The 13409-nt window shown below is 73.4% G+C and carries 7 protein-coding genes; 6 read left to right on the top strand and 1 reads right to left on the bottom strand.

Annotation, left to right across the window (positions count from 1 at the left end):
* From infB to KBY19_RS25995, 6 genes are all read left to right on the top strand, one after another.
* The coding region (gene infB, locus KBY19_RS25970) for a translation initiation factor IF-2 (protein ID WP_210966820.1) at positions 1-2495 on the top strand (2495 nt) is incomplete at its 5' end.
* A 196-nt stretch (positions 2496-2691) separates the two neighbouring features.
* Positions 2692-2988, top strand: a complete 297-nt coding sequence (locus KBY19_RS25975) for a DUF503 domain-containing protein (protein WP_099884690.1) — start codon at positions 2692-2694, stop codon at positions 2986-2988.
* Positions 2989-3110: 122 nt separating this feature from the next.
* On the top strand, positions 3111-3659 hold the full coding sequence (gene rbfA / locus KBY19_RS25980) for a 30S ribosome-binding factor RbfA (protein WP_099884692.1): 549 nt from the start codon (positions 3111-3113) through the stop codon (positions 3657-3659).
* Positions 3660-3662: 3 nt separating this feature from the next.
* The gene (truB, locus tag KBY19_RS25985; RefSeq protein ID WP_210966821.1) at positions 3663-4589 is read left to right on the top strand and encodes a tRNA pseudouridine(55) synthase TruB; all 927 of its coding nucleotides are present in this window, start codon (positions 3663-3665) and stop codon (positions 4587-4589) included.
* A 402-nt stretch (positions 4590-4991) separates the two neighbouring features.
* Positions 4992-8768, top strand: a complete 3777-nt coding sequence (locus tag KBY19_RS25990; RefSeq protein ID WP_210966822.1) for a serine protease — start codon at positions 4992-4994, stop codon at positions 8766-8768.
* Positions 8769-8918: 150 nt separating this feature from the next.
* Positions 8919-9866: a bifunctional riboflavin kinase/FAD synthetase gene (locus KBY19_RS25995; protein WP_099884694.1), complete on the top strand. Its 948-nt coding sequence runs from the start codon at positions 8919-8921 to the stop codon at positions 9864-9866.
* 100 nt (positions 9867-9966) lie between these two features.
* Here the strand turns inward: KBY19_RS25995 and KBY19_RS26000 are convergent, their stop codons facing one another.
* A complete protein-coding gene (locus tag KBY19_RS26000; protein ID WP_307843624.1) occupies positions 9967-13302 on the bottom strand; it encodes an SCO5717 family growth-regulating ATPase in 3336 nt (1111 codons plus the stop codon).
* Positions 13303-13409 lie beyond the last annotated feature (107 nt).

Genomic DNA, 13409 nt, shown 5'->3' on the forward strand with positions numbered 1-13409 from the left:
CGCAGGGCGGTCAGGCCCCCAAGCCGGGTGGGCGCCCCTCCGGCCCCCGTCCGGGCAACAACCCCTTCACCTCCGGTGGCTCCACCGGTATGGCCCGTCCGCAGGCGCCCCGCTCCGGCGGTGCGCCCAAGCCCGGCGCTCCCAAGCCGGGTGCGCCCAAGCCGGGCCAGGGGCCGGGCGGCGGCGCCGGTGGCCAGGCGGGTCCGCGTCCGCAGGCTCCGGGTGGCGGTCGTGCCACACCGGGCAACATGCCGCGTCCGCAGGCCCCGCAGGGCGGCGGCCCGCGTCCGGGTGGCGCCGGCGGTAACCGGCCGAACCCGGGCATGATGCCGCAGCGTCCTGCCGCGGGCCCGCGTCCGGGTCCCGGCCGTGGCGGTCCCGGTGGTGGCGGCGGTGGCCGTCCCGGTGGCGGCGGTCGTCCCGGCGGTGGCGGCGGCTTCGCCGGTCGTCCCGGTGGTGGCGGCGGCGGCGGTCGTCCGGGTGGTGGCGGCGGTTTCGCCGGTCGTCCCGGCGGCGGTGGCCGTCCCGGTTTCGCCGGTCGCCCGGGTGGCCCCGGCGGCCGTGGTGGCACACAGGGTGCGTTCGGCCGTCCCGGCGGTCCGGCCCGCCGTGGCCGCAAGTCGAAGCGGCAGCGGCGCCAGGAGTACGAGCAGATGCAGGCGCCGTCCGTCGGCGGTGTGATGCTGCCGCGCGGCAAGGGCGAGACCGTCCGGCTGTCGCGTGGTGCCTCGCTCACGGACTTCGCGGAGAAGATCAACGCCAACCCGGCGTCGCTGGTCCAGGTGATGTTCAACCTGGGCGAGATGGTCACCGCGACCCAGTCCGTCTCCGACGAGACGCTGCACCTCCTCGGCGAGGAGATGAACTACGTCGTCCAGATCGTCAGCCCGGAGGAGGAGGACCGCGAGCTTCTCGAGTCCTTCGACATCGAGTTCGGCGAGGACGAGGGCGGCGAGACGGCGCTCATGCCGCGTCCGCCGGTGGTGACCGTCATGGGTCACGTCGACCACGGTAAGACGAGGCTGCTGGACGCGATCCGGAAGACCAACGTCATCGAGGGCGAGGCCGGCGGCATCACCCAGCACATCGGTGCCTACCAGGCGTCGACCGAGGTGAACGACGAAGAGCGCAAGATCACCTTCATCGACACCCCTGGTCACGAGGCATTCACCGCCATGCGTGCCCGTGGTGCCAAGTCGACCGACATCGCGATCCTGGTGGTCGCGGCCAACGACGGCGTGATGCCGCAGACCGTCGAGGCGCTCAACCACGCCAAGGCGGCCGAGGTGCCGATCGTCGTCGCGGTCAACAAGATCGACGTCGAGGGTGCCGACCCGACCAAGGTCCGCGGCCAGCTGACCGAGTACGGGCTGGTGGCCGAGGAGTACGGCGGCGACACGATGTTCGTCGACATCTCCGCGCGCCAGGGGCTCAACATCGAGGAGCTGCTGGAGGCCGTGGTCCTGACCGCGGACGCCTCGCTCGACCTGCGGGCCAACCCCGACCAGGACGCGCAGGGCATCGCGATCGAGGCCCACCTCGACCGCGGCCGCGGCGCCGTGGCCACCGTGCTGGTCCAGCGCGGCACGCTGCGGGTCGGCGACACCATGGTCGTGGGCGACGCCTACGGCCGGGTGCGCGCGATGCTCGACGACAAGGGCGAGAACATCAAGGAAGCGGGTCCCTCGACCCCCGTCCTGGTGCTCGGTCTCACCAATGTCCCGGGCGCCGGCGACAACTTCCTGGTGGTCGACGAGGACCGTACGGCCCGGCAGATCGCCGAGAAGCGCGCGGCGCGCGAGCGCAACGCGGCCTTCGCCAAGCGGACCCGCCGCGTCTCCCTGGAGGACCTGGACAAGGTGCTCAAGGCAGGCGAGGTGCAGCAGCTCAACCTCATCATCAAGGGCGACGCGTCCGGTTCGGTCGAGGCCCTGGAGTCCTCGCTGCTCCAGCTCGACGTCGGCGAAGAGGTGGACCTGCGCATCCTGCACCGCGGTGTGGGTGCGGTCACCGAGACCGACATCGACCTGGCGACCGGCTCCGACGCCATCGTCATCGGCTTCAACGTCCGCGCCGAGGGGCGCGCGACGCAGCTGGCCGAGCGCGAAGGCGTGGACGTCCGCTACTACTCGGTGATCTACCAGGTCATCGAGGAGATCGAGGCGGCCCTCAAGGGCATGCTCAAGCCGGAGTACGAAGAGGTCGAGCTGGGTACGGCGGAGATCCGCGAGATCTTCCGCTCCTCCAAGCTGGGCAACATCGCGGGTGTCATCATCCGCTCGGGCGAGGTGCGCAGGAACACCAAGGCCCGCGTCATCCGGGACGGCAAGGTCGTGGCGGAGAACCTCAACATCGAGGGTCTGCGTCGCTTCAAGGACGATGTCACCGAGATCCGCGAAGGCTTCGAGGGCGGTATCAACCTCGGAAACTTCAACGACATCAAGGTCGAGGACGTCATCGCGACGTACGAGATGCGGGAGAAGCCGCGCGGCTGAGCCGCGATGAGCGCTGTCCGCGCGTAGCGCGGTCCACCGGGGACGGTGGTCGCGCGATGCGCGGGCCGGGGCCGACCGGCGGAAGATATTTCCGTCGATCGGCCCCGGCCGTTGCGTGTACGGTGCCAGTGAAGCCACGCCCCCAGCCTCCGCTGGTGGCACCCCAAGGCCCCACGGGTGGCATGACCCGCACTGTATGTACGTAGGGACGCTGTCCTTCGATCTGCTTCTCGGCGACGTGCGGTCGCTCAAGGAGAAGCGCTCCGTCGTCCGCCCCATCGTCGCCGAGCTGCAGCGCAAATATGCGGTCAGCGTCGCCGAGACGGGGGAGCAGGACCTCTTCCGCAGGGCCCATATCGGGCTGGCGGCCGTGTCCGGGGACGCGGGGCACCTCAGCGACGTGCTCGACCGCTGCGAGCGGCTGGTCGCCGCGCGTCCTGAGGTGGAACTGCTGTCCGTGCGGCGGCGGTTCCACGGCGAGGACGATGAATAGACGCACGCCGCGACACGCACCGCCGCGACAGGCACAGCAGTGGCAAAGGTGCGGCAGTGGCACAAACGCAGGGAAAACGCAGCAGCGCGTGAGCGCATGGCGCAGAGCAAGGAGACGGACCAGTGGCCGACAATGCGCGGGCGAAGAGGCTGGCGGACCTCATCCGTGAGGTGGTCGCCGAGAAGCTGCACCGAGGGATCAAGGACCCGCGGCTCGGCACACATGTGACCGTCACCGACACCAGGGTCACCGGCGACCTCAGGGAAGCGACGGTCTTCTACACCGTCTATGGCGACGAGGAGGACCGCAAGGCGGCTGCCGCGGGTCTGGAGAGCGCCAAGGGCGTGCTCCGCTCCGCCGTCGGTTCGGCGGCGGGCATCAAGCACACACCCAGCCTGACGTTCGTGGCGGACGCGCTGCCGGAGTCCGCCAAGACGATCGACGAAGCGCTCGCCCGGGCCCGGGCCGCCGACGAGGAGGTCCGCAAGGCCTCCTCCGGAGCCTCGTACGCCGGTGAGCCCGACCCTTACCGCAAGCCGGGCGAGCCCGGGCTCGACGACGAGGCGGACGATGCTGACGACGCGGATGTCTCGGGCGCTTCGGCCGCCTCGGAGTCCTCGGACGGTCCGGAGAGCCCGGGCGCTGCCGGCGGCAAGGACGAGAGCGCCTGATCCGTGGCACGTAAGAGAGACAACGGCCCCGGCGGGCTGATCATCGTCGACAAGCCCGCCGGGTTCACCTCGCACGACGTGGTGGCCAAGCTGCGCGGTATGGCCCGCACCCGCCGCGTCGGCCACGCGGGGACCCTCGACCCCATGGCCACCGGTGTGCTGGTCATCGGCACCGAGCGCGCCACCCGGCTGCTCGGCCACCTCGCCCTGACGGAGAAGGAGTACGTCGCGACCGTCCGGCTCGGTCAGGAGACCGTGACGGAGGACGCCGAGGGCGAGATCACCGCCGCCCGGGGGGCCAAGGACCTCGACCGGGAGCGCGTGGACTGCGCCGTGGCCGAGCAGACAGGGCAGATCTCGCAGGTCCCCTCGACCGTCAGCGCCGTCAAGGTGGACGGCAAGCGAGCGTACGCGCGGGTGCGCGAGGGAGAGGAAGTGGAGCTGGCCGCCCGGCCGGTCACCGTCTCCTCCTTCGTGGTGCACGACGTGCGCGAGGAGACCGCCGAGGATGGCACACCGGTGACCGACCTGCTGGTGTCGGTGGTCTGCTCGTCCGGCACCTATGTGCGTGCGCTCGCCCGCGACGTGGGCGCAGCGCTGGGAACGGGCGGCCATCTGACCGCGCTGCGGCGCACCCGGGTCGGCCCGTACGGGCTGGACGGCGCGCACACCCTGGAGCGGCTGCAGGAGCACCTGGACGCCGAAGAGCCGCTGCCCGTCCTGCCGCTGGGCGAGGCGGCTGCCGCCGCGTTCTCCCGCTGGGACGTCGACGAGGAGCAGGCGCGGCGGATCGGCAACGGCGTCCAGCTGCGGATGCCGGCGGATGCCGCCGGACGGGGCCCGGTAGCCGTGTTCGGCCCCGGAGGGCAGTTCGTCGCGCTGGTGGCGGAGCAGGGGGGTAGGGCCAAGAGCCTCGCCGTCTTCGTGTGAGGGACGGCTGCTGCCGCACCGCGAGCTCTCCTTCTTCCCAGGCCGGCAACGGGTCTGTCTCCGTGTGGGGGACGGGCCCGTCTTCGTGTGGGTGACATTCCGCCCGCCGTGCGGCCGACGGCGCCATCCCCTGGTGAGTGCTTCGCCGGGGATATGCCTGAGCGCCGGCGCATTCACCCGGGTGGGCGGGCGCTCGGGGTGAAGCGCGGGCGCGCGCGGGGGCGCGTTCGGCGCCGGGGCTGTTGCCGCTGATCAACCCCGCTCTACGGTCGACGCGGCGGTGTGGCCGGCGCGGAGGTTCGAGCGATGTCGACGGTGTGCGGGAGACCCACGCTGGTTCGCGTCCGCGATCTGGCGGGACGGGCGCGTGGCCTAGGGTTCGTCGCCGATCGCCTCGGCACGGTGGTGACCAGCCACGAGGCGGTGGACGGCCTCAGCAGAGCCGTCCTGCACGCGCAGGGGACCACGTTCGTCGCGGAGAGCCGCGACATCACGCCGCTGCCCGAGTGGGACCTGGCGCTCATCCACACGCCTGGGCTGCCCCGAATGGAACCGCTGGTCATCGGTGGAGAGCGGCCGCACCCCGAAACCCCGGCCGTGGTGCTGACGGAGGACGGACCGCTCCCCACCACGCTGACCGGCACCGTACCGGCCGTCTACACCTCGACCGCCCGCTACCACTCCGTCGAACGGGCGCTGCGGCTCGAACTGCCGGCAGCCGCCGCGGTCCCGCTGCGACTCTCCCGCTGGGCGTCCGGCGCCCCCGTCGCGGACTCCGCCACCGGGGCCGTCCTCGGGGTCCTGGGCACCGCGCTGCACGCCACATCCGGGCAGCCCGGCCCCTTCGCGGTGCCGCTGCACACGGCAGATGCGTCGGCGCCCGACGGTCCGCTGGGCGTACTGCTGCGCCGCAACGGTGCCTCCGCGCCCGGCTTCGGTCCCGATCTGAACCTGGCCGGTGCACTGCGGCTGGCCGCGGCTTCCGTGGACCCCGCGCCGGAACGCTGCGCACACGCGGTGACCCGGCCCGAAGTCGCCGAGCACTTCGACCTGTTCGCCCACAGCGGGGCCGCTGTCCTCGCGTTGGTGGGCGCTCCCGGCACCGGCCGCACCACCGAACTCGCCGCCGTCGCGGCGCGCCGGGCGCGTGCGGCGGCAGCCGCGCCGAGCGTCTGGCTGCGCGGCGCCGAACTGCGGCCTGACGACACCTCTCTCCGGGAAGCGGTCGGCCGCGCACTCGCTGCGGCGAGCGGAAGCGTGACCGCGTCCCGGCAGCCGGGCGGAAGCGGGACCGCGACAGCGCAGCTTCCCGCACCGGCTGATCCGGCGCCGACCGGTCGCCCGGCAGACGGTTCGCACGATGTCGACCCCGACGCGGTCGCGCGCCTGGCAAGCGCTGCCGGACGGCCGCTGCTGATCCTGCTGGACGCGCCGGAGGAGATGCCACTCCGCCTCGCGCACCCGCACACGCTGCGGCAGTGGACCGTTCGTACCGCCGACTGGCTGCGGGCTTCCGGCGCGCGGCTGGCGGTCGCCTGCCGCCCCGAGTTCTGGGAGCAGGCAGCCACGCTCTTCCCCGAGGACATGCTCTACGCACTCGCCGGTACCGAGGGCAGTGTCCGGGTGGGGCAGCTGTCCCCGCGGCAGGCCGTCCGGGTCCGGGCCGCCTACGGACTGCCGGACGGTGTCCTCGCACCCTGGGACGTCGGCCACCCGCTGGCGATCCGGATGCTGGCCCAGGTGCGTGCCGCGCAAGGCGCCCTGTGCGGACGCACGCTGCCGGGCCCGTCGGACCCTCCGGTCACGCCGGGTTGCTCCGATGCGCCGGACCCTGCTGCGGAGGTGGCCGAGGCGGTCGATGCGGCGCAGGTGGTCGAACCCGCCCCGGCCCGCCACGAGATCTTCTCCGCCTTCCTCGACCTGCTGTGCCTGCGCAGTGCGCAGCGCCTCGCCTGGCGAGGCGAGGAGGAGGGCGACGCCGGGCTGTCGCAGCAGTCGGCAGGAACAGCGGTCGGCGGTGGGGCCGGGGGCCCGGCTTCGGTGCGGCGCCTCGCTGCCCGGGCGGCAGGCCGGCTGCACGAGGCCGCTCGCCGTTGTCTCGCCTCCGGGCAGGGCGAGTTGAGCCGCGCCGCTTTCGACGAGCTCTTCCCCTGGCACGACGGCTGGGCGTCCGCGGTCTTGGCGGAGGGGGCACTGGCCCCCGCAGGTGAGGGATACCGGTTCGTGGACGAGGAATTCTCCGACTGGCTGCAGGGCTGCCACCTCGATCTCGATGTGGCGCTGGACGCACTGGTGCAACACCGGGGCCCGGACGCCACCGGTACCGCACCGGTGCCCCGGCACCGCATCGGGCCGGTCGTGCAGGCGCTGCTGCTGTGCGACCGCAGGGACGGCGCGGAGGTGCTCGCCCCGCGGCTGCGCCGGTTGGCCGACGCGCTGGACGGCGCATTGGACGGCGAGTTGGACGGAGTCGCGGAGCCAGGCCCGGGGGACACCGCTGTCGCCGCCTCGCCCGACGGCTCGGACGACGACACTCTCGACGGCGCGGACGACAGTGAGCCGAACGGCGAGATCGTGTGGTGGGCCGCGCACCTGCTGGCCGAGACGCTGCCGCAGCTGCCCGAGGTGGGCTCGTATGTGCGGGTGCTGGTAGGCCTTGCCAAGCGCGTGGCCGAGCGGCAGGACAGCACACTGCTTCGGGACCGCTTCGGGCCCGGCTTCTGGGGCGGACTGCGGCTGGAAGCCACCGAAAAGGTGGAGCTGCTGCGCCACCTGCTGCCTGCCGACCCCCCTGCGGACCAGCCGTGCGAACGGGGGCGCTGTCTGGACCTGCTGGAGGAACTCCTCACGGCCGAACCCCGCACTGTGCAACCACTGCTGTGCGAGTGGTTCAGCGATCTGCGGCCCCTGAGGCGGCGTACGGACATGGACAACCGCACGGTGCCCACTGTGGCAACCGCCGCCCAGGCACTGCTGTACACCCACCGGCGCCGTGCGGTGGACGAGTTGACCGACGCACTCGTCGACGCCGCGCACCCGCGCGCCGACGAACTCCTGGCCGAGTTGGTACGCGACGAACTCCCCGCCATGTGCCGAGCCGTCGAACGCTGGGCGTACGAGACCCACGCCGGACGTCGGACGGCCGCCGCGGGTTACGGGGTGCTGGCGGCGCGCCGGGCCCGTACCGACACCGACCGCAAGCTGCTGCGGTCGGCCGCGCGTGCACTGCTGCGCCGTCCCGTGCACCGTCCCGCGGACCGGACCCTGCACACCGCGGCGCTCGCCGTGCTCGTACGCGACCCGCACAGCCGCTCCCAGCACATGGCTGCTGCCCTGCGCCGCTTCACCGAGTCGGGGGACGCCGAGCTGGCGGGCGCCCTGGGTACCGCGCTGGCCACGCATCCGGAGCCGGTGCTCGCCGCCTTCCACGCGTTGCTCACCGGGCCCGCCGGCCCCGCGGCGCAGTCCGAGGCCGTACGAGCTCTCGCCCGGGTGGACACCCCGGCGCTGGCCCGCCGCGCCGCGCTGCTGGTGCGCGAGCACGCCGAGCTCCGTCCCTGGCGGGCCCGCGACGACGTGGCCCGCTTCGTGAGGCGTCGCCTGCGGCACGGCCCGGGCGCTCGTGCCGTGCTGCGCCCGCTGGTGGCGGAGCTGCTGTGCGAGGAGGAACCCGTCTTCCGGGCCCGGCTGGCCGGGGTGCTCGGCGCGGGGGAGGGGCCGCTGCGCGACGAGCTGCTGGACCTCCTGCTCGCCCAGGAGAAGGACGACTCCGTCCTGGAGGCCGCGCTGGACGCCGTGGCGCGGCGCGCGATCGTCGTGCGGCCCCGACGCACGACCGCGCCCGACGGCGACTCCGACAGTGCTTCCAGCGCTTCCGGCCACGGGCCCGGCGGCGCTCCCGACTGTGGCTCCGAGGCGCGGTTCGTGCGGCGGATCGGGGCGCTGATGGCCGACACGGCGCAGGGCGCGGCCTCCTTCGACCGGGCGCTCGCCGGCCTGGCCCGGGAGCTGCCCGGGTTCACGAGGGCGCTCCGTGTCTGGGTGGCGCGGGAGCCGCAGGAGTGGACACCGGTGCTGGGGCCCCGCGCCCGCCGGCTGTGCGACTCGCTGGACGCACAGCCACCGGATGAAGACCTGCTGGACGTACCCGTGCTGAACGAGGACGCCCGGCGCCCCTGACCGGCGGGCGGCGCCCCCCATGCGCCGACCGTCCGGAGGTGGGTCCGTGCGGGCCGGGGCGGCGGGGCATGGCACCCTTGGACCGGCGAGACCCGCCGACATCACCATCGGCACAGGTACTGGCGAACTAGGTAGCGACGAGGAGCAGACGTGCAGCGCTGGCGTGGCTTGGAGGACATCCCCGAGGGCTGGGGGCGCAGCGTCGTCACCATCGGCTCGTACGACGGGGTGCACCGGGGGCACCAGCTCATCATCGGCAGGACGGTGGAGCGCGCCAGGGAGCTGGGCGTCCCCGCCGTCGTCGTCACATTCGACCCGCACCCCAGCGAGGTCGTGCGGCCGGGCAGTCACCCCCCGCTGCTCGCACCGCACCACCGACGCGCTGAACTCATGGGCGAGCTGGGCGTGGACGCCGTCCTGGTGCTGCCCTTCACCTCCGACTTCTCCAAGCTGTCGCCCGCCGACTTCGTGGTGAAGGTGCTCGTCGACAAGCTGCACGCGCGCAGCGTCGTGGAAGGCCCGAACTTCCGCTTCGGGCACAAGGCGGCCGGTACCGTCGAGTCCCTGGCCGAGCTCGGTGAGACGTACGACTACGACGTGGTCGTCGTCGACCTGTTCGAGCGTACGGAGAGCGGAGAGGCGTTCTCCTCCACGATGGCGCGGCGACTGGTCGCCGAGGGCGATGTGCGGGGCGCGAGCGAGGTGCTGGGCCGACCGCACCGCGTCGAAGGGGTCGTGGTGCCGGGCGCCCGGCGCGGACGCGAGCTCGGCTACCCCACGGCGAACGTCGACACGCTGCCGCACACCGCCATCCCTGCCGACGGCGTGTACGCGGGCTGGCTGAACGTCGAGGGCGAGGCGATGCCGGCCGCGCTCTCCGTGGGTACCAATCCGCAGTTCGAGGGCACCGAGCGGACCGTCGAGGCATACGCCATCGACCGTGTCGACCTGGAGCTGTACGGGCTGCACGTGGCCGTCGACTTCCTCGAGTACATCCGGGGCCAGGAGAAATTCGACACCCTCGAGGCGCTGAAGGACCGGATGGCCCAGGATGTCGAGGAGGCCCGGCGCTCGGTGACGGCGGCGGCCGAAGGCTGAGGGAGCCGGGCACGAGGCCCCGACACGGGCGGAGCACGAGGGAGGGGCGGCGGACACTGTCCGCCGCCCCTCCCTCGTGCTGCCGCTGCTGATACCGGTGTTACTGCTGCTGCCAGCCGCTGCCGGGCTGGGGCTGGCCCGGGTGACCGGAGTGCCCCGGGTTTCCGGGGTGTCCCGGACCCGGGTATCCGTAGCCACCGCCCGCTCCGTACGGCGGGGGCTGCTGCTGGGTATGCGGCGGGCCGGCCGTGGCGCCAGGGTGTCCGGGCTGGGCGGCCTGGCCCGGGACCCCGCCCTGGCCGGGCATCGGCGGGGCGAGCTGCGGCGGCGGGTTGCCGTCCGCCGTCCACAACCCCTGCTCCTGCTGGGCCCGAGCGAAGTCCTCGGCCACCATCGCGGACAGGTTGAAGTACGCCTCCCGCGTCCGCGGCCGCATCATGTTCAGATCCAGCTCGGCACCTGCCGACAGGTGCTCGTCGAACGGGACGGTGATCACGCCGCGGCACCGGGTCTCGAAGTGCGCCACGATGTCCTCGACCCGGATCATCTTCCCGACCTCGCGCACCCCGGAGATCACCGTGATGCTCCGCTGCACCAGCTCCGAGTAGCCGTGCGCGGCCAGCCAGTCCAGCGTCGTACTGGCGCTGCTCGCACCGTCCACCGACGGCGTGGAGATGATGATGAGCTGGTCCGCGAGATCCAGCACGCCGCGCATCGCGGAGTAGAGCAGGCCGGTGCCCGAGTCCGTCAGGATGATCGGGTACTGCCTGCCCAGGACGTCGATGACGCGCCGGTAGTCGTCGTCGTTGAACGTCGTCGAGATCGCCGGGTCGACGTCGTTGGCCAGGATCTCCAGCCCGGACGACGCCTGAGAGGTGAACCGGCGGATGTCCATGTAGCTGTTGAGGTACGGGATGGCCGTGACCAGGTCCCGGATGGTGGCTCCGGTCTCGCGCCGTACCCGGCGGCCGAGCGTGCCCGCGTCCGGGTTGGCGTCGATGGCGATCACCTTGTCCTGACGCTCGCTGGCGAGCGTCGAGCCCAGGGCCGTGGTGGTCGTCGTCTTCCCCACACCGCCCTTGAGACTGATGACGGCGATCCGGTAGCACGAGAGCACCGGAGTGCGGATCACATCCAGCTTGCGCTGCCGCTCCGCCTCCTCCTTCTTGGCACCGAACTTGAAACGCGAGCTCTTGTTGCCCGACTGGGGGCGCGGCTTCTTCTTGTTGTTGATCAGCCGGTCCGAGGACAGCTCGACCGCGGCCGTGTAGCCCAGCGGTGAGCCGGACTGGTCCACGCGGCGCGGATCCACAGCGCCTGGGTGCGGTTGGAGCGGCTGCTGCGCCGGGGCGGGCGGCGGGCCCTGGGCCGCCTGTTGAGCCTGGGCCGGGGGCTGCTGCGCCGGTGCCGGTCCCGGGGCCTGGGGTTGTGCCTGGGGCTGTTGGGCCTGCGCCGGCTGCTGCGCCGGTGCGGGCAGCTGTGCGGGCGGCTGACCCTGGCCCTGGGGCGGCACGCCGGGCTGTGCCGTCTGGCCGGGGTAGCCGTAACCGGACCCGGGCTGACCGGGCTGTTGAGCTCCGGCCTGCTGCTGACCGTGCGGCGGCACGGGCCCGCTCGCCCCAGGTGGCTGGTACTGCTGACCGGGGTGCGGCTGACCGGGCACCGGGTGGCCCGGCTGCTGCTGCGCGGGCGGCATTCCGGCACCGTGGGGGCCGTGGGGGTGCTGCCCTGCCTGCGGGTAGCCGTAGCGGCTCTCCTGCGGCCCGCCCGGCTGCTGTCCCTGCGCCTGCTGCGGAGGTTGCCCCTGCGCCTGCTGCGGGATCTGCGGGGCCTGCGGGCTGTTCGGGGCCTGCGGAATCTGCGGGTTCTGCGGAGCATGGTGGGGCTGCTGCGGCGCGTACGGTGCCGCAGGCAGCGCCTGTGCGGCAGGCGGCTGCGCCGGTGCCTGCCCCTGGCTTCCTGCCTGCTCCTGTCCTCCGCCCTGACCGTGCCCCTGCGGCGGACGTGCGGTCTCGTCCTGCGGCGCCGCCTCGGCACCAGGACGCGCGTCGGCGCCCTGCCATGCCGGGTCCGGCGGCGGTGCCGCAGCGGCGGGCTGGAAGTCCGGCGGCAGCGGAGGCAGCCCCTGTGCGCCCCCGATGGTGCTGCCGCCTCCCCCGGCGGGCGGGGCAGGGGAGAGCGGGTGGGGCGGCACGGCGTCCTGCGGCTCCGCGTCCTGCGGCTCGGTGGCCGCCTGCGCGGGCGGGGCCTCGGCGTACCGGCGCTCGCCGGAGGGGGCCTCCAAGTCGAAGTCGTACGTGGCGGGAACCGCGTCCTGCGGCTCGTCCGCCCCGGAGTCCCGAGCAGCGCCCTGGCCGCCGTCGTCACCCTCGCTGTCGGCGTCCTGGCCGTCGGCGCCGCTGTCCGCGCTCTCCGGGGCCGAGGTGTCCTGTGGCGGGCTCGCGGCGGGCTGGTCGCTGCCCTGCTGCTCCTTGGCGGCGTACGCGGCGATCTCCCAGCGCAGCGCGGCGGCGGAGAAGCGCATGGTGGCGCCGTCGCCGACATCGGCCGAGGTGCGCGACTCCTCGGAGGCCTCCGAGTCCGTCGGCGCCTGCGTCGGTTCCGACGGCTCCGGTTCCGGCTCCGCCGCGCCTTCGGGTACGGCGTCCGGCTGCGACTCCGGTTCTGGCGCCGCTGTGGACGGTGCGCGCCAACTCGGCGAGGCGGCACTCGACAGCGCCTCGTCGTCTCCGCGCTCGTCGTCCGGACGGTCCGCGCCGGTGCGGTCCTCGCCCGCGCGGTCCGCGTCGGTGCCGAAGCCGCCGGCGTCGGCACCGAAGGAGTCAGGACCGAGGTCGTCGGCCGCGTCGGCCGTCCGCTCGTTCTCCTGCTGCGCGTCCAGCCCGCTCGCCGCGTCCACGGTGTCCGGCGTGGTGGCGAACGGCTGCTGCCTCTCGGCCTCCCACGGCGCCACGGCGTCCTGGGACTGTGCCTCCGGCTCCGGCTCCGACTCCGTTTCCCCGGCCCGCGGTTCGCTGAACGGCTGGAGCGAGGGGAAGGCCGGCAGGTCGTCCGACGGGCTGCCGCTCTGCGGGGAGCCGGGCGCCTCGTGGTCGGGCCGCGGAGCGTCGGAGTCCGGCGGGGTGGACGGCGCCGACGGAGCGGCCGAACCGGCCCACCAGTCGGTGTCGTTGAACCGTGCACCACCGTAGGCGGACTCGTCTGCCGAGGGGGTCCCCTGTCCCGCTCCGGACGTCGGTGCGGGCGCGCTCGCGGGTGTCGTCTCCTGGGGCTCGGGCCTGCTGGCCGCGTCCTGCGTGTACCAGGCAGGCGGCGTGTAGTCGATGGTGAACTGGCCCGTCGACTCCGTCTCGCTCTCGGCATCCGCTTCCGCGTCGAGCTGGTCGGAGCCGGGCATGGTCCCGCGGACGCGGATCTCGTCCCGGTCGCTGCTCACAATGCCTCCTGCTGTGGTCATTCACCCCGGTTTGCCGCGCGTCCGCCCACGCGCGTCAGTCCAGCCTAATCATCGCAACTGTCGCTCGGGGAGCGCGGTCCCGCGAC

This window comes from Streptomyces sp. B15 (genome assembly GCF_018070605.1).
GTDB classification, from domain to species: Bacteria; Actinomycetota; Actinomycetes; order Streptomycetales; family Streptomycetaceae; genus Streptomyces; species Streptomyces smyrnaeus.

Bases quoted from the DNA above. Each gene is read 5' to 3' on its own strand.
- KBY19_RS25975 (WP_099884690.1), top strand. From the start codon at position 2,692: ATGTACGTAGGGACGCTGTCCTTCGATCTGCTTCTCGGCGACGTGCGG.